We start from the raw sequence: 20,851 nt of genomic DNA on the forward strand, positions 1-20,851 counted from the left end.
CAGCTCAGAACCACAAGACGGCGCGCGCCACCACCCCCTTTGCCCGGTCCGCATGGGTCAGCGGCAGGCGGTACTGCACGGTCAGATCCAGCCAGCTGGCCGGAGCGCTGTACGGCGTCTCGCGAAACCAGTACCGCAGATTGATGCCTGGGCCAACGCCCAGTGCGAGGCGCTGGCCCACTGCCTTGTTATCGTGGTCGCCCGCCAGCACGATGTGCGGATACACCGTCAGGCGATCGCTGATGGAAGCCATGCGCCAGGTGTGCCCGTAGCGCGCCTCGGTGCTCACGATCATGCGGCCCGCGTTGATGAAGTAGGCGCCCTCGCCATACACCTGCCACGTCTGCCAGCGCGGCTTCGTCACCTGCAGGTCGATGCCCTGGTCGGTCGAGAAGCCGATGCGCAGCAGGGTGTCGTTGCTGGTGAGCCGGCCGATGCGGAACAGGCGCTCTGCGGTGAAGACAAGGTTGATGTCCTTGATCGGCTTGTAGCGCGCGCCGACGGAACCCTGCACCGTCGGCAGGCCGGTGGTGCCGTTGCGGTCGTACACGCTGTCGTAACCGCGCGCGAAGACCTGGAAGATGCTGCCGTCGCGGTAGCCGATGCCAGGCGGTTGCCAGTACACCTCCGTGCCGGCCTGCGCGATGCTCACGGTGTTGGGCAAGCCGAACGCCGAGGTCTGGTACGCACCGGAGAGCACCATGCCGACCGTGCGCTGCATCTGTTCAACTTCGCGCCGGTACCCGAAACGCCGGTCCGCGCTCAGGCGGTCGTCACCGTTGCTGCCGCCCTCGTTCCTGGCATCGGCATCGGCGCGGTCCAGCGTTTGACGGAACAGCTCGATGGCGGTCGGGTTGTCGCCGAGGCGCTTGGCGGCGTACGCCGCATCCGCGTAATGGCTCCAGTTGCCCTGCCCGACCGAGAAGCCGCTCTGGAATGCGGCGAGCGCAGCGCGGTCGTCACGGGCGCGCAGGTGTTCGTAGGCTTCGTTCAACGCACGCTGCCCCGCCGCGCGCGCATCGTCCGCGGCAGCGCTTTCCGGCTGGGCCTCGGGTGCCATCGCCTGGGCAAGCAGCGCCTTTGCGTACTGTTGCTGCGCCGGGTCGGTCGCGTGTTCGGAAGCCAGCGAGGCAGCCTGCGCCGCACCATCGCGGTCCCCGAGCTGCAGGCGCGATTGCGCGAGCCGCAGCTGCACGGCGGCATCCGGCTGATCCTGCAACGGGGCAAGCGCCTCGAGCGCTGCCCGCGGATGCCGGGCGGAGTACGCATTGTCCGACCAGGCCAGATGCAGGTTGCGCTGTTCCTGCGGCGTCCACTCAGCGCCCTGCACGGCGCGGGCAAAGTCCTGCTCGGCCACCGCCGGCGCACCGGCCTTCTGAGCAAGGAAGCCGTGCTGCGCGTACACGCGCGGCTCGTTCGGATACTTCTGCAGCAGCCCATCGGCCAGCGCGCGCGCGGCATCGATGCGCCCCTCGCGCGTCAGCACGTCGAGCAGCAGCAGGTTGAGCTGCAGGCTGTCGGGCTGCACGGCGAGCGCGGCGCGTGTGGCGGCTTCGGCATCGTCGAGCCGGCTCGCGTCGATGGCGCGGTAGGCACGGTCGGCGCGGAAATAGGCGTCGGGCTGCAGCGGCTGCGCTGCGGGCTCGGCAACCGACACCCCGTGGCACAGCGCCCACACCGCCGCCGCGATGGGCCAGCGCGGCCTGCGCAATGCCGAAACGTTCTTTCGTCCAGTGTTCATGCCACACCTCCCGCGACGGATGGATTGGGACGCGCCTCGGGTCCCGGTGGCGGGTCCGGCGGCACGGGTATCGGGGGGATGTTGGGAGCCTCGGGCGCGGGTGCCGTGCCTGCGGACAGGTTTGGGCCGGCGCCCGTCATGGATTCGATGGCCAGTGTGGCCGAGTACGCCGCGGGGCCGAAGACGACCGTGGCGCGGCGGTTGAGGTCGGCCAAGAGCGCGAGTTCGGCCGACATTTCGTGGTCGCACGCCATGAAGCACGCCACCTTGCGGCCGGCCGCGCGGGCCAGCTCTTCGAGCGCTTCGCCGTTGGGCAACTCCGACACGGCAATGTTGAGCGAGCCGTCTTCGCCGATCGAGAACGGCACGACGTGATGCCGCACCGCCAGGTCGCGCGGCAGGCAATCTGCCAGCGCCCCGAGCACGACGTTGGTCAGGCTCACGCGCGGCAGGTCGGCCTGCTCGGCCAGTGCATCGGCCAACGTGTCGGGCGTGACCAGGCCTTGCCGCAGGAGCACCTGCCCAAGCCGCTGCCCCGTCTCCCGATGGATGGCCAGCGCCGCGTCAAGCTGCTCCTGCGTGATGACTTCCCATTTGACGAGCGTCTCGCCAAGCCTGCCGCGCGTGCGGCCCAGCGCGTCATTCGACAGGTAGATGTGTTGGGTCTTGTCCCACGCGATGGGCTTGCCGGTCAGGCAGTAGATCAGAAAGATCTTCCAGGCACGGCACACCGAGAAGAAGTTGATGAAGTTGTTCACCACCAGCCTCGGCAGGCACAGCACGCCTTGCAGCGGGCCATTGAGCCGGCCCACGAAGTACACGCGCTGCGCGAGCCGGTTGGCGAGCAGCACGGCGTTGATGGCGAGCAGCTGGTGCATCCATGGACTGTTCACCGCCAGGGTGCCGGCCGGTATCGCGGCCCAGCCCTTGGCGAGCAGCACGCCCAGCACCAGGTAGTTGAGCAAGAGCACATAGGCGAGGATGGAGAACAGCGCCGTCACCACGCCCTTGCGGTCGCGGAAGAACATGTACTTGGTGACAAGGTTGCCGTCCCACCCCATCTGCAGCCAGCCCTGGAACGCGATGCCGAGCACCCAGCGCGCACGCTGCCGGTAGGCCGTGCGGAACGTGCTCGGGAAATACTCACGCGTGGCGAGCAGCTGCACGCGCCGCGGCTTGCGCCGCCCGAGATGCCAGCGTGCATGCGCCTTGCCCTGCGCGTCTTCCTGCGGGGGCGTGGTTTCGCAGATCGGGAAGTGCACAAACGCTTCGCGCATGCCGAGCTCGCGCAGCCGGAAGCTGAAGTCGTAGTCTTCGGTGAGCGTGCTGGTGTTGAACGGCGCATCGCCGCGCGCCTTCATCACCGCCTCGATGGCGCGCCGGCTGTAGCACAGCGCCACGCCGGCGCCCGGGACCGTGCCGGTCAGCGCCTGGCGGGCCACCAGGTCTTTCTGGTGCGTCTCGGAAAAGTCGTCCATGTAGGTGCCGGCCACCCACTCGTACCACTTGCGCTCCAGCGAGAGCACCGGCAACTGCACGAGGTCCTGATCGCGGATGAAGTAGTTGAAGTACTTCAGCTCCAGCGGGTGGATCACGTCTTCGCAGTCGTGCATGATCACGCCGGCAAAGCGGATGCCGTGCCCGGCCTCGTAGCGCAGGATCGTCTGGACAATGGTGTTCAGACAGTCGGCCTTGCACGTCGGGCCATCGTGCGTGACGGCCGCGCGCACCACACGGCCGGGATAGCGCCGAACCATGCGTTCGACCTCGGCGGTGGTCTCGGCATCGTTGCGATAGGCGCCGGCAAAGATGATGAAGCGCGTGTACTCCATCGTCGCCAGCGTGTTCTCCACCATCTTGGCGATGACGTCGTACTCCTTCCATGCCGGCACCATGATGGCGAGCCATTGCTCCTCGCGCTGGCGCAGTTCTTCAGCCGCGATCGTGACGGGCGTGCGGCCGCGCTGCGGCCAGAGCCACAGCTCGCGCAGCCAATAGAACGCGTCGAGAAAGAAATCGTCGGCCGTGCTGATCAGGATGACGAGCGTGGTCGCCATCGTCAGCGTGTTGAGCAACGCCAGATAGAGCTCCCATGGCACGTCGGTCATGGCCGCTCCTCCATGCCGGCACATTGCCAGTGCCCGGACACTCCCCCGCTTTGCGCCGCCATTGATTCCCCCAAGGTCTTATCGATGTGCGGGGCGACCGCTTACGCGGTGGTATGCCGTCGATCGGCTCGGATCGTGTGGCATGCGTCGCTCTCCTGCCCGCTTCCGCCGGGGGAACGCGAGGACCATACCAAGACCCGCGAGGGCGCGCGGTTATGCGGTGTCCTGCGCCGCACCCCCGCGCAGCCGCTGCCGAACGCGCCGGGTTGTTGCATGGATGAACGCACATCGCGGCGGGCGAGAGCGGGGCCGGTATCGCAGCGAAGCCCAGCCACAGTGGGCAAGTCGAAACCGTCGTCCAGGCAGCGGACAGCGCCGCCGTACGAACGACGGAGGCGAGGTCCGCTCCGGTGCAGGGTGTTCGGGTTAGGTGGGCCGGTGACCGCCGCGGCGGCGGCAGCACGCGCCGTGCTGCCCGAAAAGCAGCACCCCGGCCGATTGGGGGCGCCGTGCCTTGCCGGCAAACGGTTCACGCGCGACAGCGCGTTTCAAGCGCGAGCGGCGCGCACATGGAGTCGGGCCCGCGCGAGGCCCGCCACGCCGTCTGTCGACCGCATCGGCAACATCCGCCCGCACAATCGGGCCAATTGGTTGCATGGCTGAAACATAAAGCCGCGCACCGGGCGCGGCTTGTCGAAATGCGGATCTGCGGGTGGGCGTCAGAACTGTTCCCAGTCGTCTGCGTCGCTTGAAGCGGCAGCCAGGGCAAGCTTGCCGGGCTTGGGCTCGGCTGCCGCGGCAGGCGTACTGGGCGCTGCTGCCGGCACTGGCGTCGGCATCGGACGCTTGGCCGGCGTAGCCGCACGCGGGCGGGCGACGCGCGGCGCCGTCGTGGCGGGCTTGCGCACCGCCGGCTTCGCAGCGGCTGCCGAGGCGGCTGGCGGTGCTGGCTGCACGGCTACCACGGCCTGCGGCGCGACATGCGTGCCGGCCGGCGGCAGGCGGAACGAAGCCACCGCCTCGCGCAGCACGCCGGCCTGTTCCTCCAGCGACTGTGCTGCCGCGGCAGCCTGCTCGACCAGCGCCGCATTCTGCTGCGTGACCTCGTCCATTTGCGTCACGGCCTGGTTGACCTGCTCGATGCCGGCGCTCTGCTCGTCCGACGCAGCGGAGATCTCGCCCATGATGTCGGTCACGCGCTTGACGGCCACCACCACCTCGTCGATGACGGCGCCGGCCTCGCTCACCAGCGTCGAGCCGTTCTCCACACGGCCCACCGAATCGCTGATCAGCGCCTTGATCTCCTTGGCCGCCGTGGCCGAGCGCTGCGCGAGACTGCGCACCTCGCCCGCCACCACCGCAAACCCGCGCCCCTGCTCGCCCGCACGAGCAGCCTCGACCGCAGCGTTCAACGCGAGGATGTTGGTCTGGAACGCAATCCCCTCGATCACGCCGATGATGTCGGCGATCTTCTTGCTGCTTTCATTGATGCCGGACATCGTTTCAATGACACGGCCGACGACCTCGCCGCCCTTGACGGCAATGTCCGACGCGTTGCCGGCAAGCTGGCTGGCCTGACGGGCGTTGTCGGCGTTCTGCTTGACGATGCTCGTGAGCTCTTCCATGCTCGATGCCGTCTCTTCCAGCGAGCTGGCCTGTTCCTCGGTGCGCTGCGACAGATCCATGTTGCCGGCGGCAATCTGCTTGGTGGCGCTGGCGATCGACTCGCTGCCGCGGCGCATCGTCTCGATCGTGCGGATCAGCCCGCGCTGCATGTCGATGAGGCCCTGGGTGAGCGCGCCCATCTCGTCCTGGCTGCGCACGGTGATGCGCTCGGTCAGGTTGCCACGCGCGATCTCGCCGAAGTGCCCCAGCATGTTCGACAGCGGCACCGAGATCGCACGATGCAGGCCGAACGCGCAACCGAGCGCCGCCGCGATGCCCAGCGCGATGGCGCCGACCACCAGCATCAGGAAGGCCCGCGAGCGCGCCACCGCGCCCTCGTAAGCGGCCTTGGCCTGCTCCACCTGGCTGCGGTCCAGCGCATCGGCGGCGGCGGACAGCGCCACCGACAGCGGCGGGATCGTGTTCATCACCACGTGGTCGGCGGCAGCGGCATCGCGTGCGCGCAATGCGTTCATCAGCGGCTCGATGCCATCGCGGAAGAGCGCGTTGCGCTTGGCCTCCACGTCGGCGGCCAGGCGCGCCTCCTCGGCGCCCATCGGCAGCGATTTGTATTGCTTCCAGGCATCGTCGGACTTGGCGCGGTAGCCGTTGGCCTTGTCGAGGATGGCCGGCACATCCGCGGCGTCCGGATGGAACACCGCGCGGTCAAGCGTCGTGCGCACAATGGCCGCATTCAACTGTGCCTTGCCGAGCAGCGACGTCGAGGCCAGCTGGTTGGTGTAGATGTCCTTGATGTTCGCCTCGGACGCACGCATCCCTACCACGCCGATGGCGCCAATGGCGGCCAGCAGCACGGCAAGCAGCGCCAGGGCCGCGTTGAGTCGGAAGCGGATGGAAAGTCGATTCAGCATGAGAGTCACAGCGGGTTGTCGCTCCCGCTATATCGGCCAGCCCGCGTGGTTTCTGAAGCGGGCTGACTCCCATGCCAGACGTGAGCCGGACGAAAGTGCCTAGTACGGCACCGCCATGTTGTTTTCGATGCGGGCCCGGTCCCCGGCGCGCAGGCCGTTGGGATTGTTCTGCGTCAGCGTCACGCGCGAGTTGTCGTTCAGGCGCAAGGTCACGCGGTAGGTCTGGCCGACCACGGTATTGCCTTCCACCGCATTGCCCGCCATGGCCCCGGCCACTGCGCCGCCGATGGTCGCCACGGTATTGCCGCGGCCGCCGCCGACCTGGTGGCCAAGCAGTCCGCCCACCACACCGCCGAGCACGGCGCCCACGCCGCTCGGCTGGCCGCGCACCGGCACGGCCTCGACATACTCGACGACGCCGTAGCGGTTGTCGGCCGGCGCCTGGTAGGCTTGGTCGCCGCTATTCGGATACGTGCTCGGATACGGCGAGTAATTCGGCTGCGAATAGGCAGGCGCCGGCTGCGGCCCATACGGCTGCGGCGCGTTCGGGTCGTAGCTGCCGTAGCCGTTGCCGTACGTGTTGCCGTACCCGCTGGTATAGCTGCTGGCGTATGACGTGTTGCCGTACGCGTTGCTGCCCGCCGCATAGCCGGCGCCATAACCCGCGCCGTAGCTGCTGTACGGCGGTGCCGTGACGCACCCGGCCAGACCTGCTGCCATGGCAGTCAACGTGGCCAGCGCCACCCAGCGTGCTGCACGCCCTGCACGGTCGGACTTGTTCGTTGCTCGCATGATGAATCCCGTCTTGTGGACAAGGCGTCTTGGCCGGCCGGGGCCATACGCTCCGGCGTGGCGATGCGCCTGGTGCCGCAAAGTCTATGCCGTGGCCGGACCGGCCCGTGCAACCAAACCTGCTCATCGGTAACGCGGTGTAACCGCGTCGCGGACAGCGCTTCGGCATGCCGTCCGGCGGCGCGCTATCATCGCCGGGCGCCGCGCGCGGCACTGCCAGCCGACAAGACGCGGCCAGCCCTGTCCTCCTCACCATGCAAGCGACGCTGCTGATCCTCATTGCGATGACGCCCGAGAACGTGGCGCAGATCGCGCCACACTTCCACGTCATCCACGCACCGACCCGGGCCGAACGCGATGCGGCCATCGCCCGCGACGGGCACCACGTGCGCATCGTTCTCACCAACGGCTCGACGGGGCTGACGGCAGCGGAGATGGACGCCATGCCGCGGCTGGAACTCGCGTGCGCACTGGGCGCCGGTTACGAGAATATCGACGTGCAGGCGGCCCGCGAGCGCGGCGTGGTGGTGGCCAATGGCGCCGGCACCAATGACGCCTGCGTGGCCGACCATGCCATGGGCCTGCTGCTGGCCACGGTGCGCGGCATCCCCAAGCTGGATCGCACCACGCGCAACGGCGTCTGGCGCGACGACATTCCGCTGCAGCCCGGCGTGTGGGGCAAGCGCCTGGGCATCGTGGGCCTGGGCACCATCGGCCTGCAGATCGCGCGCCGCGCAGCCGGCTTCGACATGCAGATCGGCTATCACAACCGCAAGCCGCGCGAAGGGGTCGGCTACCGCTACTTCGATGCGCTCAAGGACATGGCCGAATGGGCGGATTTCCTGATCGTCGCCACACCGGGCGGTGCGCAGACGCGGCACCTCGTCAACCAGACGATCCTGGAAGCGCTGGGCCCGAATGGCTACGTGGTGAACATCGCGCGCGGCAGCGTGGTCGACACGGCCGCGCTGGAAGCCGCCATCCGCGCCGGCAGGCTGGGTGGCGCGGGCCTGGATGTCTATGAGAGCGAGCCAGCCCCGCCGGCCGGGCTGCTGGACCTCGAGCAGGTCGTGCTGACGCCGCACATTGCGGGCTGGTCGCCGGAATCGGTGCAGGCGACGGTCGACCGCTTCCTGGAGAACGCCCGCGGGCACCTTGCCGGCACGGGCGTGGTATCCCCGGTCTGAGCCGCAGCCCCGGCCGGGAACGGTTGCTACGCGATCACGCAATCACGAGGTCGGCCGCTTCATCTGGCACGACGTCGGTTGCGCGCCCAGGTGCGGCTCGAGCGTGACGTCGGTGCGCCAGCCGTAGCCGGTGTTTTCCTGGTCGTACTTGATCTTCTTGCCGTCGGCCTTGACCCAGGTGGTCACGTACAGCGTCTGCTGGGCCTGGTGGTCGGTCTTGCGCATCTCGACCGGGCCGTTGAGGCTTTCCACCGTCATGCCTTCCATCGCCTTGGCCACCTTGGCGGGCTCGGCCGAGCCCGTCGTCTTGATGGCCTTGGCGAGGAACGCGATGCCGGTATAGACATCGGCGTTGAAGAAGTCGTCGTTGTACTTCTTCTTGAAGCCGTCGAGCACGGCGTTCGTCTTCGGGTTGCCGTCGTTCGGCGCAAAGTAGCTGATCACCTTCACGCGGTCGGCACCCGAGGCGCCCATCGCCGTCGGCACGCCGGTGGTGCCGGCGTAGTACGTATAGAAGTTCGTGTTCAGGCCCGCATCCTTCGATGCGCGGATCAGCAGCGCGAGATCGCTCCCCCAGTTGCCGGTGATGACGGTGTCGGCCCCCGATGCGCGGATCTTGGCGACGTACGGCGAGAAGTCCTTCACCTGCGCCAGCGGATGCAGGTCTTCGCCAACGACCTGGATGTCCGGACGCTTGCGCTTGAGGTATTCCTTGGCCGCGCGCGCCACCTGGTGGCCGAACGAGTAGTTCTGGTTCAGCAGGTACACCTTCTTGATGTTCGGATCCTTCGCCAGATACGTCGTCAGCGCCTCCATCTTCATGTCGGAGTTGGCGTCCAGGCGGAAGTGCCAGTAGTTGCACTTGCTGTTCGTCATGTCCGGATCGACCGCGGCGTAGTTCAGGTAGATGATCTCCTTGCCCGGGTTGCGGTCGTTGTATTTGGCGATGGCATCCTGCAGCGCCATGCCCACGCTCGATCCGTCGCCCTGCGCGACATAGCGGATGCCCTGGTCGGTGATCTGCTTGAGGATGGTCAGGCTCTCTTGCGGCGAGACCTTGTTGTCAAAGCCGACGACTTCAAACCTGGTGCCGTTGCCGCTCCAGTTCTGCTGGTTGGCGAGATCCGCCGCGTATTGCCAGCTGCGCAACTGGTTCTGGCCCAGCGCGCCCATCAGCCCGGACAGCGGATCGATCCAGGCGATCTTGACGGTCTCGGCGTGTACAGCCCCTGCGCAGAATGCGCCTGCCACGGCGGCCGCGCACAGTGCGACTCGAAATGCCTTCATGCAAATGTCTCCTGATGTCTTGTCTTTTATCGGTGGACGCCGTGCAGAAGGCATCGTCGAGCATGGCACCTTCACAAAACCGCAAACCGAGGCTTGCGGCAGCTCGTTCCTTCCATACACAAACGTATGTGCATGGTAGAAGTGCGTTTGTTGACGTGTCAACCCGCGCAAACCTGGGGGCGTCAGCCCGATTGAAGCGCTGGACAGCCGTGCCGGCGTCGATAGAATCCGCCTTCATGTCCACGCCGCCGAGGTGCGCATGACCTCCCCGCTGATCGACGAACACGACGCACCCGTCGACACCGCATCCGCCAGCCCCACGCCCCGTACACAGCTCACGCCCCACGACTGGGTGCGCGCCGCCACGGATCTGCTGGTGACCAAGAGCATCGACGCCGTGCGCGTGGACGTGCTCGCCAAGCAGCTGGATGTCACGCGCGGCAGCTTCTACTGGCACTTCAAGAACCGCGACGACCTGCTCCACCAGGTGCTGCAGGACTGGAGCGAACGCACGCGCATCGGCCCCAAGCTGGAGCGGCAGAACGCGTCGGTGCAGGGGCTGGTGCGCGATCTGCTCGCCCTGCCGTTTCGCGGACGCAGCGCGCGCCGCACCGCCATGATCGAATTCGCCATCCGTGCGTGGGCACGCCGCGACCCCATGGCGCAGGAGGCAGTCGACGCGGTCGACGAGCACCGCATGGACTACTACGTGAAGCACTTCCAGGCGATGGGCTTTGCGCGCAAGGACGCGAAGACACGCGCATTCATGCTGTACGCGTATCAGCTTTCCGAGGCACTGCTCTGGAACCAGGGCAGCAAGCCCGACAAGGACGCGCGCCGCCGCTTCTTCGAAGACACGCTGCTGGCCGGCGCCCCCCTCGAGCGCCCGCGCAAAGCCTCGCAGGAATAAATCGTGCTGCATCGTGCGCATTCCATCAGCCGGAGTGCGCCGCGATGCCCGGATCGCCAGCCCCTCACACCTCGGACCTGCCCGGCCGGCTCGACCGCCTGCCCTGGAGCCGCTTCCACACGCGCGTGGTCATCGCGTTGGGCATCACGTGGCTGCTCGATGGGCTCGAGGTGACGCTGGCGGGCGCGGTGGCCGGTGCGCTCAAGCAAAGCCCGGCGTTGCGGCTCACCAATGCGCAGGTCGGCATGGCCAGCAGCGCGTACCTGGCCGGCGCGGTGCTCGGCGCGCTGCTCTTCGGCTGGCTGACGGACCGGCTCGGCCGCCGCAAGCTGTTCTTCATCACGCTGGGCGTGTACATCTCGGCCACGCTGGCGACGGCGTTTTCGTGGAACTTCGCCAGCCTCGTCGTGTTCCGTGCGCTCACGGGCGCGGGCATCGGCGGGGAATACGCGGCCATCAACTCGACCATCCAGGAGCTCACACCGGCGCGCGTGCGCGGCTGGACGGACCTCGCCATCAACGGCACGTTCTGGGTCGGTGCGGCCGTGGGCGCCGGCGCATCGCTGTGGCTGCTGGACCCTGCGCACATGCGCGTCGATATCGGCTGGCGGCTGTGCTTCTTCATTGGCGCGGCGCTGGGGCTCGTCATCCTGGTGATGCGCTTCTGGATTCCGGAAAGCCCGCGCTGGCTGCTCACACGCGGCCGCCATGAAGAAGCACAGGCCATCGTCTGCACGATCGAAAACGAGATCGCGGCGCGGGGCCATTGCTTCGACGGTGCACCGGTGCCAACCCTGCGCCTGCGCAACCGCGGCCATCCGAGCCTGCTGGAAGTGGCGCGCGTGCTGTTCGTGCAGCACCGGCAGCGCGCACTGGTGGGGCTTGCCTTGATGGCGGCGCAGGCGTTCTTCTACAACGCCATCTTCTTTACCTACGCGCTCGTGCTGACGGACTTCTACGACGTGCCGGCCACGAAGGTCGGCACGTATCTGCTGCCGTTTGCGCTCGGCAATTTTCTCGGGCCGCTGCTGCTGGGGCGGCTGTTCGACGTCGTGGGCCGGCGCGCGATGATTGCCGCCACGTATGCAGCCAGCGGCGTGCTGCTGCTTGCCAGCGGTGCGCTGTTCAAGGCCGGCGTGCTGGACGGCGCCACGCAGACGCTCGCATGGACCGTGGTGTTCTTCTTCGCTTCGGCTGCCGCCAGTTCAGCGTACCTGACGGTGAGCGAGACGTTCCCGCTCGAGGTGCGCGCGCTCGCCATTGCGCTGTTCTACGCCGTCGGTACAGGGCTGGGCGGTGTGGCGGGGCCGGCGCTGTTCGGCTGGCTCATCGATACCCATTCGCGCGGCGCCGTGTTTGCCGGCTACGCGTTGGGCGCGGCACTGATGCTGCTCGCCGCCGGGGTGCAGGCGCGCTGGGGCACGGCAGCCGAACGCAAGCCGCTCGAGCACGTCGCCGCACCGCTGTCGATGGACGATGGCCCGGCTTGACGCGTCGCCCCGAGCGTGGGCGCCCGGCGCGGCGCCGTACGTCGCATATATACTGCCCGCTGCCATTTTTTTGTTTGCCGGAGACACCCATGCCTGATGCGACCTACGACAACCAGAACATCTTCGCCAAGATCCTGCGCGGCGAGCTGCCCTGCACCAAGGTGTATGAAGACGAGCACACCCTGGCCTTCATGGACATCATGCCGCAGGCCGACGGCCACGTGCTGGTGCTGCCCAAGGAAGGCGCCACGGAACTGTTCTACCTGTCGGACGAAGCTGCAGCCGCGGCAATCGTCACGACGCGCAAGCTCGCACGTGCGGTGCGCGATGCCTTCTCCGCCCCGGGCATCGCCGTGTTCCAGCTCAACGGCGCTGCCGCCGGCCAGACGGTGCCGCACGTGCATTTCCACGTGCTGCCGCGCTATCCCGGCAAGGAGCTGCATCCGCACGCCCGCGTGCAGGCCGCGCCCGAGACGCTGAAGGCCCACGCAGACAAGATCATCGCGGCGCTGAACGCGCAGTAAGCGTTGCACTACGGCGCGGCAGACGGCGCAAGAGCGTCTGCCCGCGCGGCCGGCGCCGCCCGTCGATACGCCAGCCGGTACAGCACCGGCAGCACCAGCAGCGTGAGCGCCGTCGACGACAGGATCCCCCCGATCACCACCGTGGCGAGCGGACGCTGCACCTCGGCGCCCGTGCCGGTGGCCAGCGCCATCGGCACGAAGCCGAGCGAAGCCACCAGGGCCGTCATGAGCACCGGCCGCAGGCGCGTGAGCGCGCCCTCGCGCACGGCCTCGTCCACAGACTTGCCGGCTTCGCGCAGGCTGCGGATGAAGGTGAGCATCACCAGCCCGTTGAGCACCGCCACGCCGGACAGGGCGATGAAGCCCACGGCGGCCGAGATCGACAGCGGAATGCCGCGCAACGCCAGCGCCAGGATGCCGCCCGACAGCGCAAACGGAATGCCGGAGAACACGAGCAAGCCGTCCTTGAGATTGCCGAACATCATGAACAGCAGCGTGAGCACGAGGCTCAGCGCCAGCGGCACCACGAACTGCAGGCGTTGCGTGGCCGACTGCAACTGCTCGAACTGCCCGCCCCAGGCCATCCAGTACCCCGCGGGCAGGCGCACCTGCGCATCGAGCACGGCCTGCGCCTCTTCGACGAACGAGGCGATGTCGCGGCCGCGCACATTCGCGCTGACGACGATCCGCCGCTTGCCGTCTTCGCGGCTGACCTGGTTGGGGCCGCTCACCTCGTTGAGCGTGGCCACGTCGGACAACGGCACGTAGCCCTGCCCGTTGGGCAATGCCAGCGGCAGGCGGCCCAGCGAGGCCGGATCGCTGCGCGACGTTTCCGGCAGACGCACCACGATGCCGAAGCGGCGGTCACCCTGGAACACCGTACCGGCGTCCTTGCCGCCGATGGCTGCGGACACCGTGTCCTGGATCGCGCCGACCGACAGGCCGTAGCGCGCGGCCTTCTCGCGGTCGATGTCGACGTTCAAAAACGGCAGGCCGCCGGTCTGCTCGATCTTCACTTCCGTTGCGCCGGCCAGCTTGCCCAGCTGCGCGGCGATGGTCCTGGCCTGCGCCTCCAGCACGGCCATGTCGTCGCCAAACAGCTTGACCGCCACATCGCTGCGCACGCCAGAGATCAGCTCGTTGAAGCGCAGCTGAATCGGCTGCGAGAACTCGTATGCGTTGCCCGGCAGCGCCTGCAGCACGGCGCGGATATCGGCAAGCAACTGGTCGCGCGTGCGGCGCGTGCCCGCTGGGCCGGCCGGCCAGTCCTGCTCGGGCCTGAGCATGATGTAGCCGTCGGAAATGCTGGGCGGCATCACGTCGGTGGCGACCTCCGCGGTACCGGTACGCGCGAACACGCGCTCGATCTCCGGAAACTTGGCCTTGAGCGTGCGCTCGATCTGCTTCTGCATCTCCAGCGATTGCGCCAGGCCCGTGCCCGGCACACGCATCGCCTGCATGGCGAAGTCGCCTTCGTTCAGGCTCGGCACGAATTCCGCACCCAGGCGCGTGGCCGCGACCAGCGAGACCGCCACGGCCACCACGGCAAACGTCATCACCACGGCAGGCGCTGCCAGCACGCGCTCGAGCAGCGGCGCGTACGTGCGGCGCGCCCAGCCCATCAGGCGGTTTTCCTTCTCCGACACGCGCTCGCCGATGAACAGGGCCACCGCTGCTGGCACGAACGTGATGGACAGCACCATGGCCGCCGCGAGCGCCAGCACGACGGTGGTCGCCATCGGGTGGAACATCTTTCCTTCCACGCCCGACAGCGCGAAGATCGGCAGGTACACGACCATGATGATCAACTGGCCGTACAGCAGCGGGCGGCGCGCTTCGCGGGCGGCTTCGAACACTTCGTCAAGGCGCTCGGCGCGGCTCAGTGGCCGGCCCCGCACCTGCTGCGCATGCGCGAGGCGCCGCACGCAGTTTTCGACGATCACCACCGCGCCGTCGACGATGATGCCGAAGTCGAGTGCGCCCAGGCTCATCAGGTTCGCACTGACCTTGGCCGACACCATGCCGCTGAAGGTCATCAGCATCGACAGCGGAATCACCAGCGCCGTCAGCACCGCCGCGCGCAGATTGCCGAGGAAGACGAACAGGACCGCCATCACCAGGATGGCGCCTTCCACCAGGTTCTTCTTGACGGTGGCGATGGCCTTGTCGACGAGTACCGTGCGGTCATACACCGGTTCGACGCGAATGCCGGCCGGCAACGTCTTGCGGATGTCCTGCATGCGCTTGTCCACCGCCTGCGACACCGTGCGGCTGTTTTCGCCGATCAGCAGGAAGGCCGTGCCGAGCACGACCTCACGCCCGTTGCTGGTGGCCGCGCCCGTGCGCAGCTCGCTGCCGCTGTCGATCGTGGCGACATCGCGCAGGCGCACCGGCGTGCCGTTGGGGCTGGCGAGCACCACGTTGCCGATGTCGGCCGCATCACGCAGCTGGCCGGGCGCACGCACGAGGTATTGCTCGCCCTTGCGCTCGATATAGCCCGCGCCGACGTTGGCGTTGTTGCGCTCAAGCGCCGACACCACGTCGGCCAGCGTCAGCCTGTACGACGCCAGCCGCTCCGGGCTCGTCGCCACCAGGAATTCCTTGGCGAATCCACCGATGGTATTGACCTCCGTCACGCCCGGCACGTTGCGGATCTGCGGACGGATCACCCAGTCCTGCAGCTCACGCAGGTCCGCTGGTGTGTAAGCCGTGCCATCGGGCTTGCGCGCATTCGCGTCTGCCTCGACCGTCCACAGGTAGATCTCGCCCAGCCCCGTGGAGACCGGCCCCATGCTCGGCGAGATGCCGTCGGGCAGCTGTTCCTTGGCGGCCTGCAGGCGCTCGCTCACGAGCTGGCGCGCAAAGTAGATGTCGGTGCCTTCCTTGAAGATGACGGTCACCTGCGACAGCCCGTAGCGCGACAGCGAGCGCGTCTGCTCGAGCTTCGGCAGCCCCGCCATTGCGGTCTCCAGCGCATAGGTGATGCGCTGCTCCGTCTCCAGCGGCGAGTAGCCGGGCGCAGGCGTGTTGATCTGCACCTGCACGTTGGTAATGTCCGGAACCGCGTCGATCGACAGGCGCGTGTAGCTATACGCACCGAAAGCGGCGGCGGCCAGCACGGCCAGCAGCACGAGCCAGCGTTGGGCAATGACGGTGCGCAACAGGCGTTCGAACATGGCGCCTCCGTCAGTGGCCGTGGTCGGCGGACTTGCCGGCCTCGGCTTTGAGCACGTAGCTGTTGGCGGCGGCATAGCGCGTGCCGGCGGCCAGCCCTTCGACGATTTCCGTCCACGTGCCGTCGGTGCGGCCGGTCTTGACGGGGCGCACCTCAAAGCCGCCCTCCACGGGCACGAACACGGAGGGCTTGTCATCGACGGTCTGCAAGGCTTCGGCACGCACGGCCACGGGCACACGCGCCCGGCCCGACTCCACCGACACGTTGACGAACATGCCGGGCCGCCACGCCAGCTTCGGGTTGTCGAGCGTCACGCGGGCGGGCGCGGTGCGCGTCTGCTCGCCCAGCAATGCGCCCACGTATGACACCTTGCCGTCGACCGCGGTGCCGGTGGCGGTGGCGCGCACCGTTGCCGCAGCGCCGGTCGTCACCGCCTCCAGGTCCTTGGCCGTGACGGAAAAATCGGCCCACACGGTCCGCAGGTCAGCCACGGTAAAGACGGCCGTTTCTGCCTGCACGGCCTCGCCCTGCGAAAGATGCCTCGCCACGACGACACCGTCGAACGGCGCCCGCAACTCGAAGCGGTTCAACGCCGAACCGCCGGGCGCGGCACCGATGGCCGCCAGCTTCTGGCGCGCGTTGTCGGCCGCGATGCGCGCTTCCTGCAATGCGGTGCGGGCCTGCTGGTAATCCTGCTCGGCAGCGATGCCCTGCTCCCACAGCCGTTTCTCGCGTGCATGCGCCTGCTGTGCGAGCGCGAGACGCTGCTGGGCAGCCTGCAGTTCGCTGCGCTGGTCCGACAGCGCGGGGCTCGACAGCACGGCCAGCAGGTGACCACGCTTGACGGCCTGGCCCAGTTCCACGGCGACCTTCTCGGCCACGCCGGCCACGCGCGGCACCACATGCGCGGTGCGGTCTTCGTTCAGGCGGATCTCACCCGGCAAGACGACTTCGGTGCGCAGCTCGGCGGGGCCGGCCGTCTCCACGCCGATGCTTGCATTGGCCATGGCGCCCGGCGTCATGGCCAGCAGTTCGGCGTGATGGCCCTCGGCGGTGTCCGTTGCGGCAGCGCCGGCTTCGGGCTCGGCCGTTGGCGATGGCCGGGCGCCCATGCCGAACCACAGGCCGGTCGCGGCCAGCGCACCGAGCACGACGATCAGCGCGATGGCGCGCCGTTGTTGCGGGGGAAGTGTCATGTCAGCAGGAAAGGAAGCGGGCGCTAGCGGCCCAGGATGCGATCGATGCCGCCAGCGGCCTGATGCGCGCGCGACAGTGCGGCGAGGTATTGGGCTCGCGCCTGGAACAGCGTGCGCTGCGCGTCCAGCACATCGAGAAAGTTGAACTTGCCGGCATCAAAGCCGATGCGGGCGGCATCGTACGCGCGCTGCGCGCCGGGCAGCACATTGGCGCGCAGCGATTTCACGGTCGCGCGAGCGGCCTCGAGCCGCGCGACATCCTGCGCGAGCGCGGCGCCCTGTTCGAGCTGCAATGCGCGGTAGTCTTCGAACGCCTTGTCAGCCCGGCGCTGCGCCTCGAGCAGGCTGCCCTGGTTGCGGTCAAACAGCGGCAGCGGCACGGCAATGCCGACGACGGCCATGTTGTTGTTCGCCGCGCTGTCGCGCTTGGCCCCCACGATGAGCGTGACGTCGGGCACGCGCTTGGCGCGCTCCACATTGGCGAGTGCCTGGCGGCGTTCGATCTCGAGCCGGGCGCGGACGGCACGCGGCGTGGCCTCCAGCGCCCCGGCCGCCGCGCGGGCTTCCGGCGGCACGATGGGCAGGGTCTCGACGCTGCCGTCGGCTTCCGGGGCGAAGGGCGTACCGCCCCAGAACGCGGCCAGCGCGCGCTGCGCAACCTGCAGTTCCGCCTGGGCATCGCGCAACTCGATGGCGGCGCTGGCCCGCACCACACCAGCCTTGGTCTGCTCCACGGGGGACACCTTGCCCGCCTGCACGCGCCGTGCGGCGGCCGATTCGGCCTCGGCGGCCAAGGTGTCCGACGCCTGCGCCAGCGACAGGCGCTCCTGCGCGATCAGCAGGTCGAAGAACGCGCGCGTGACGTCGGCACGCAGTTCGGCGCGCAGCACCGCGGCATCTTGCGCCGTCGCGTCACGCGCGGCTTCTGCGGCGCGCGTCCGGGCGCCGCGCTTGCCGCCAAGTTCGAGCGGAATGTTCAATTGCGCCGTCATCGTGGCGCGATCGCGGCGCACGTCCTCGGTCGTGAAGGCGGCCTCGGGATTGCGCCAGCGGCGCGCCTGGTCGAGCGCGCCTTCGCTGGCGGCGATCTCGTAACCGGCCGCCGCGATCGCCGGGTGCGTCTGCATGGCACGGTCGATGGCCTGCTGCAAGGTCACCCGGCCGGCTTGGCCCTGGGCCACGGCCGGTTCGCCGGATGCCGATGCGGCCGTCGGCGCGGTAAGGTCGAGCGCCATCGCCGCGGCCGGCATCAGAGCCGCGCAACCGGCGATGGCGGCTGCAACAGGCTGCAGCCAGGGCATCACGCGTGCGCACCGGCTGCGTACGGATCGCGTGCGCGGGGGCCGCTCAAGCCGCCGTCGGTGTACGGATCACGCGCCCCGACGCGGGCCTCGAGCACGGCTTGCGCAGCACCGTCGGTGTACGGGTCGCGCGCGCCCGTTCGGGCGCCGTCGGTATAGGCGTCTCGCGTGCCGGTCTTGGCCAGTGGGGCAGCCATCGGCTTGGCCTGCGGCTCGCAGCAGTCGCCGCGCAGGTCTTGGGCGGCAAGCGCGGTGCCGGTTGCCAGGGTTGCCGCCAGGGCGGCCAGCCAGAGCGCACGTGGGAATCGGATCGCCATGATCATCTCCTTCGAAAAATGCCGACACCAGCAGCAGGAAGGGGCGATGTCGGTGCGGCCAGTCTACGGAGGGGCGCGCCACGCGGGCATGACCCGAAGATGACAAAGTTGTCATCTTTGTCGCCTCCACGGGGGTTTTGGCCTATCGTGGCGGCATTGGCAGCACGGCGGGCCACCAGCGCCCGCGCCTTTCTCATCATGCGACTGCTCATCGTTGAAGACGAGCCCAAGGCGGGCGACTACCTCCGCAAGGGCCTGACCGAATCCGGCTTCGTGGCCGACCTTGCCCGCACCGGCCCCGACGGCCTCTTTCAGGCCATGGAGCATGACTACGACCTGATCGTGCTGGACGTCATGCTGCCCGGCATGGACGGCTGGCAGTTCATCCAGGAACTGCGCCGGCACAAGAGCACGCCGGTGCTGTTCCTGACCGCGCGCGACGAACTGCCCGACCGGCTCAAGGGGCTGGAACTCGGCGCCGACGATTACCTCGTCAAGCCGTTCGCCTTTGCCGAGCTCGTGGCGCGCATACGCACCATCCTGCGGCGCGGTCCGATGCGCGAGAGCGAGATCCTCGAAATTGCGGACCTGACCATCGACACCATCAGGCGCCGCGTCACGCGCGCGGGCCAACGCATCGACCTGACCGCCAAGGAATACGCACTGCTGCACCTGCTGGCGCGCCGCGCAGGCGAGGTGCTTTCGCGCTCGCTGATAGCGTCGCAGGTGTGGGACGTGAACTTTGACAGCAACACCAACGTGGTGGACGTGTCGATCCGCCGCCTGCGCGCCAAGGTCGACGACCCATTCGAGCACAAGCTGATCCACACATTGCGCGGCATGGGCTACGTGCTCGACGAGGCAGCCCGCTGATGCGCTGGCCCGCTTCGCTTGCCGGCCGCCTGGTCCTGGCGTTCGTGGTGGTGGCGTCGGTCACGCTCACCGCAGCGGGCACGTACCTGTATTACGCGCTGAATGCGCAATTGCGCGCCGCCGACGATGCGATGCTGCTCGGCAAGATCGCGCAGTTGCGGCATCTGACCAGCGAGGCCGCGAGCGTCGACGACCTGGCACGCAACGCCCACCGTTACACCGACGTGGTGTCCGGCCATGACGGCCTGATCCTGCGCATTGCCGCCCCGGACGGCCGCACGCTGGTGGAGGTGAACCCCGAAAGCGAGGCGGTCGCGATGCCGGCCATTGTGCCGGCCGGCGTGGCCCCTTCAGAGCCTGCGGTACAGACATGGACATCGATGGCAGGCATGGTGTCGCGTGCTGTGGCGGCCGAGGCGCCGCTGGGCGAGCGGGGTACGAAGGTGATCGTGCTGGTCGCGCAGGACGGCGACAGCCGTGCAGCGTTGCTGGCGAAGTACCAGCGTCACATCGTGTTTGCGGTCGTCGGCGGTGTGGCCGCCGTGGCGCTGCTGAGCCTGCTGCTGGTGCGCGGCACGCTGCGCGGGCTGGCGCGCATCGGCAGGCAGGCAGCGGCCGTGGTCCCGAGTCAGCTCGAGACGCGCCTGGCGTTGGAGGGTGCGCCGCGTGAACTGGCCGACCTGCTCGCCTCGCTCAATGCCATGCTCGCGCGGCTGCAGGACGGCTTCGCACGCCTGTCGCAGTTCTCCGCAGACCTGGCGCACGATTTCCGCACACCGCTGGCGAACCTGGTCGGGCAGACCGAAGTCACGCTGGCCCACCCGCGCGCGGCCGACGAGTACCGCAGCGTGCTCGAATCGAACCTGGAGGAGTACGCGCGCCTGTCGCACATGATCGAAGACATGCTGTTTCTCGCGCGCGCCGACCACACGCGCGTGGCGGTCGCCACCGCCATGCTCGAGGCACGCCACGAGGTTCAGGTACTGGTGGACTACTTCGAAGCCGTGGCCGCCGACCGCGACATCGTCATCGACGTCACCGGGGATGGCCTCGTCCGTGCCGACGCTACGCTGCTGCGCCGGGCGCTGAACAACCTGCTCGACAACGCGCTGCGCCACACCCCCACCGGCGAGCGCATCGACGTGGCCATCGAGACGCTGCCGCACGCCACCGCGATCCGCGTGCGCAACCCCGGGCCCGGCATTCCGGCGGCGATCCTGCCGCTGCTGTTCGAGCGGTTCTACCGCGGCGACCCTTCGCGTGCACAATCCGGCGCGCGGTCGAGCCAGTCGACGGGCTTGGGGCTGGCGATCGTGAAGACCATCATGGACCTGCACGGCGGCAGCGTGGAAGCCAGCAGCCCGCCGCACGGGCGGACCGAGTTCCGGCTCGTGTTTCCCAACTAGGCGCGCG

15 protein-coding genes are annotated in these 20,851 nt (G+C 68.4%); 6 read left to right on the forward strand and 9 right to left on the reverse strand.

The annotated features are described in order from the left end of the window. Nucleotides 1-4: 4 nt before the first annotated feature. The 4 genes from A6M56_RS06705 to A6M56_RS06720 form a co-directional block, all read right to left on the reverse strand. On the reverse strand, nt 5-1,741 hold the full coding sequence (locus A6M56_RS06705; RefSeq protein WP_102079272.1) for a bacteriophage N4 adsorption protein A: 1,737 nt from the start codon (nt 1,739-1,741) through the stop codon (nt 5-7). After that, a complete protein-coding gene (locus A6M56_RS06710) occupies nt 1,738-3,849 on the reverse strand; it encodes a glycosyl transferase family protein (RefSeq protein ID WP_045218571.1) in 2,112 nt (703 codons plus the stop codon). Before A6M56_RS06710 ends, A6M56_RS06705 begins: the two co-directional genes overlap by 4 nt. Nucleotides 3,850-4,568: 719 nt before the next feature. Continuing rightward, nucleotides 4,569-6,386: a methyl-accepting chemotaxis protein gene (locus A6M56_RS06715; RefSeq protein ID WP_045218574.1), complete on the reverse strand. Its 1,818-nt coding sequence runs from the start codon at nt 6,384-6,386 to the stop codon at nt 4,569-4,571. A 99-nt stretch (nt 6,387-6,485) separates the two neighbouring features. Then, nucleotides 6,486-7,178 (reverse strand): glycine zipper 2TM domain-containing protein, encoded by a 693-nt coding sequence (locus tag A6M56_RS06720; RefSeq protein WP_062738128.1) that lies wholly within the window; start codon nt 7,176-7,178, stop codon nt 6,486-6,488. A 254-nt stretch (nt 7,179-7,432) separates the two neighbouring features. Between A6M56_RS06720 and A6M56_RS06725 the strand changes: the two genes are divergently transcribed. Then, on the forward strand, nt 7,433-8,365 hold the full coding sequence (locus tag A6M56_RS06725; RefSeq protein ID WP_102079271.1) for a 2-hydroxyacid dehydrogenase: 933 nt from the start codon (nt 7,433-7,435) through the stop codon (nt 8,363-8,365). 42 nt (nt 8,366-8,407) lie between these two features. Here A6M56_RS06725 and A6M56_RS06730 read toward each other — a convergent pair whose 3' ends face one another. Continuing rightward, nucleotides 8,408-9,652 carry a branched-chain amino acid ABC transporter substrate-binding protein gene (locus A6M56_RS06730; protein WP_045218580.1) on the reverse strand — a complete coding sequence of 415 codons (1,245 nt, stop codon included), beginning with the start codon at nt 9,650-9,652 and terminating at the stop codon, nt 8,408-8,410. Between the two features lie 259 nt (nt 9,653-9,911). Between A6M56_RS06730 and A6M56_RS06735 the strand changes: the two genes are divergently transcribed. The 3 genes from A6M56_RS06735 (at nt 9,912) to A6M56_RS06745 (ending at nt 12,576) form a co-directional block, all read left to right on the forward strand. Further along, nucleotides 9,912-10,562: a TetR/AcrR family transcriptional regulator gene (locus A6M56_RS06735; protein ID WP_045218582.1), complete on the forward strand. Its 651-nt coding sequence runs from the start codon at nt 9,912-9,914 to the stop codon at nt 10,560-10,562. A gap of 44 nt (nt 10,563-10,606) precedes the next feature. After that, nucleotides 10,607-12,052 carry an MFS transporter gene (locus A6M56_RS06740; protein WP_102079270.1) on the forward strand — a complete coding sequence of 482 codons (1,446 nt, stop codon included), beginning with the start codon at nt 10,607-10,609 and terminating at the stop codon, nt 12,050-12,052. 89 nt (nt 12,053-12,141) lie between these two features. Beyond that, entirely contained in the window at nt 12,142-12,576 is a 435-nt protein-coding gene (locus A6M56_RS06745; RefSeq protein WP_045218586.1) for an HIT family protein, read from the forward strand. Between the two features lie 8 nt (nt 12,577-12,584). Here the strand turns inward: A6M56_RS06745 and A6M56_RS06750 are convergent, their stop codons facing one another. From A6M56_RS06750 to A6M56_RS06765, 4 genes are read right to left on the reverse strand one after another with little or no spacing between them, the layout of a single operon-like run. Beyond that, a complete protein-coding gene (locus A6M56_RS06750; protein WP_102079269.1) occupies nt 12,585-15,752 on the reverse strand; it encodes an efflux RND transporter permease subunit in 3,168 nt (1,055 codons plus the stop codon). A gap of 10 nt (nt 15,753-15,762) precedes the next feature. Next, on the reverse strand, nt 15,763-16,947 hold the full coding sequence (locus A6M56_RS06755; protein ID WP_102079268.1) for an efflux RND transporter periplasmic adaptor subunit: 1,185 nt from the start codon (nt 16,945-16,947) through the stop codon (nt 15,763-15,765). A gap of 23 nt (nt 16,948-16,970) precedes the next feature. Then, on the reverse strand, nt 16,971-18,248 hold the full coding sequence (locus tag A6M56_RS06760; protein ID WP_102079267.1) for a TolC family protein: 1,278 nt from the start codon (nt 18,246-18,248) through the stop codon (nt 16,971-16,973). Beyond that, nucleotides 18,248-18,565 carry a hypothetical protein gene (locus A6M56_RS06765; protein WP_045218596.1) on the reverse strand — a complete coding sequence of 106 codons (318 nt, stop codon included), beginning with the start codon at nt 18,563-18,565 and terminating at the stop codon, nt 18,248-18,250. Before A6M56_RS06765 ends, A6M56_RS06760 begins: the two co-directional genes overlap by 1 nt. A gap of 198 nt (nt 18,566-18,763) precedes the next feature. On the opposite strand from A6M56_RS06765, the gene A6M56_RS06770 reads away from it, so the two are divergent. Beyond that, nucleotides 18,764-19,438: a heavy metal response regulator transcription factor gene (locus A6M56_RS06770; protein ID WP_102079266.1), complete on the forward strand. Its 675-nt coding sequence runs from the start codon at nt 18,764-18,766 to the stop codon at nt 19,436-19,438. Further along, nucleotides 19,435-20,844 (forward strand): heavy metal sensor histidine kinase, encoded by a 1,410-nt coding sequence (locus A6M56_RS06775; protein WP_102079265.1) that lies wholly within the window; start codon nt 19,435-19,437, stop codon nt 20,842-20,844. Before A6M56_RS06770 ends, A6M56_RS06775 begins: the two co-directional genes overlap by 4 nt. The last annotated feature ends 7 nt before the right edge of the window (nt 20,845-20,851 follow it).

Source organism: Ralstonia sp. RL (genome assembly GCF_001683835.1).
GTDB lineage: Bacteria > Pseudomonadota > Gammaproteobacteria > Burkholderiales > Burkholderiaceae > Ralstonia > Ralstonia mannitolilytica.

Excerpts from the sequence above, each read along its gene's own strand:
- A6M56_RS06705 (WP_102079272.1), bottom strand. The coding sequence starts at position 1,741 with ATGAACACTGGACGAAAGAACGTTTCGGCATTGCGCAGGCCGCGCTGG.
- A6M56_RS06710 (WP_045218571.1), bottom strand. The coding sequence starts at position 3,849 with ATGACCGACGTGCCATGGGAGCTCTATCTGGCGTTGCTCAACACGCTG.
- A6M56_RS06715 (WP_045218574.1), bottom strand. The coding sequence starts at position 6,386 with ATGCTGAATCGACTTTCCATCCGCTTCCGACTCAACGCGGCCCTGGCG.
- A6M56_RS06720 (WP_062738128.1), bottom strand. The coding sequence starts at position 7,178 with ATGCGAGCAACGAACAAGTCCGACCGTGCAGGGCGTGCAGCACGCTGG.
- A6M56_RS06725 (WP_102079271.1), top strand. The coding sequence starts at position 7,433 with ATGCAAGCGACGCTGCTGATCCTCATTGCGATGACGCCCGAGAACGTG.
- A6M56_RS06730 (WP_045218580.1), bottom strand. The coding sequence starts at position 9,652 with ATGAAGGCATTTCGAGTCGCACTGTGCGCGGCCGCCGTGGCAGGCGCA.
- A6M56_RS06735 (WP_045218582.1), top strand. The coding sequence starts at position 9,912 with ATGACCTCCCCGCTGATCGACGAACACGACGCACCCGTCGACACCGCA.
- A6M56_RS06740 (WP_102079270.1), top strand. The coding sequence starts at position 10,607 with ATGCCCGGATCGCCAGCCCCTCACACCTCGGACCTGCCCGGCCGGCTC.
- A6M56_RS06745 (WP_045218586.1), top strand. The coding sequence starts at position 12,142 with ATGCCTGATGCGACCTACGACAACCAGAACATCTTCGCCAAGATCCTG.
- A6M56_RS06750 (WP_102079269.1), bottom strand. The coding sequence starts at position 15,752 with ATGTTCGAACGCCTGTTGCGCACCGTCATTGCCCAACGCTGGCTCGTG.
- A6M56_RS06755 (WP_102079268.1), bottom strand. The coding sequence starts at position 16,947 with ATGACACTTCCCCCGCAACAACGGCGCGCCATCGCGCTGATCGTCGTG.
- A6M56_RS06760 (WP_102079267.1), bottom strand. The coding sequence starts at position 18,248 with ATGCCCTGGCTGCAGCCTGTTGCAGCCGCCATCGCCGGTTGCGCGGCT.
- A6M56_RS06765 (WP_045218596.1), bottom strand. The coding sequence starts at position 18,565 with ATGGCGATCCGATTCCCACGTGCGCTCTGGCTGGCCGCCCTGGCGGCA.
- A6M56_RS06770 (WP_102079266.1), top strand. The coding sequence starts at position 18,764 with ATGCGACTGCTCATCGTTGAAGACGAGCCCAAGGCGGGCGACTACCTC.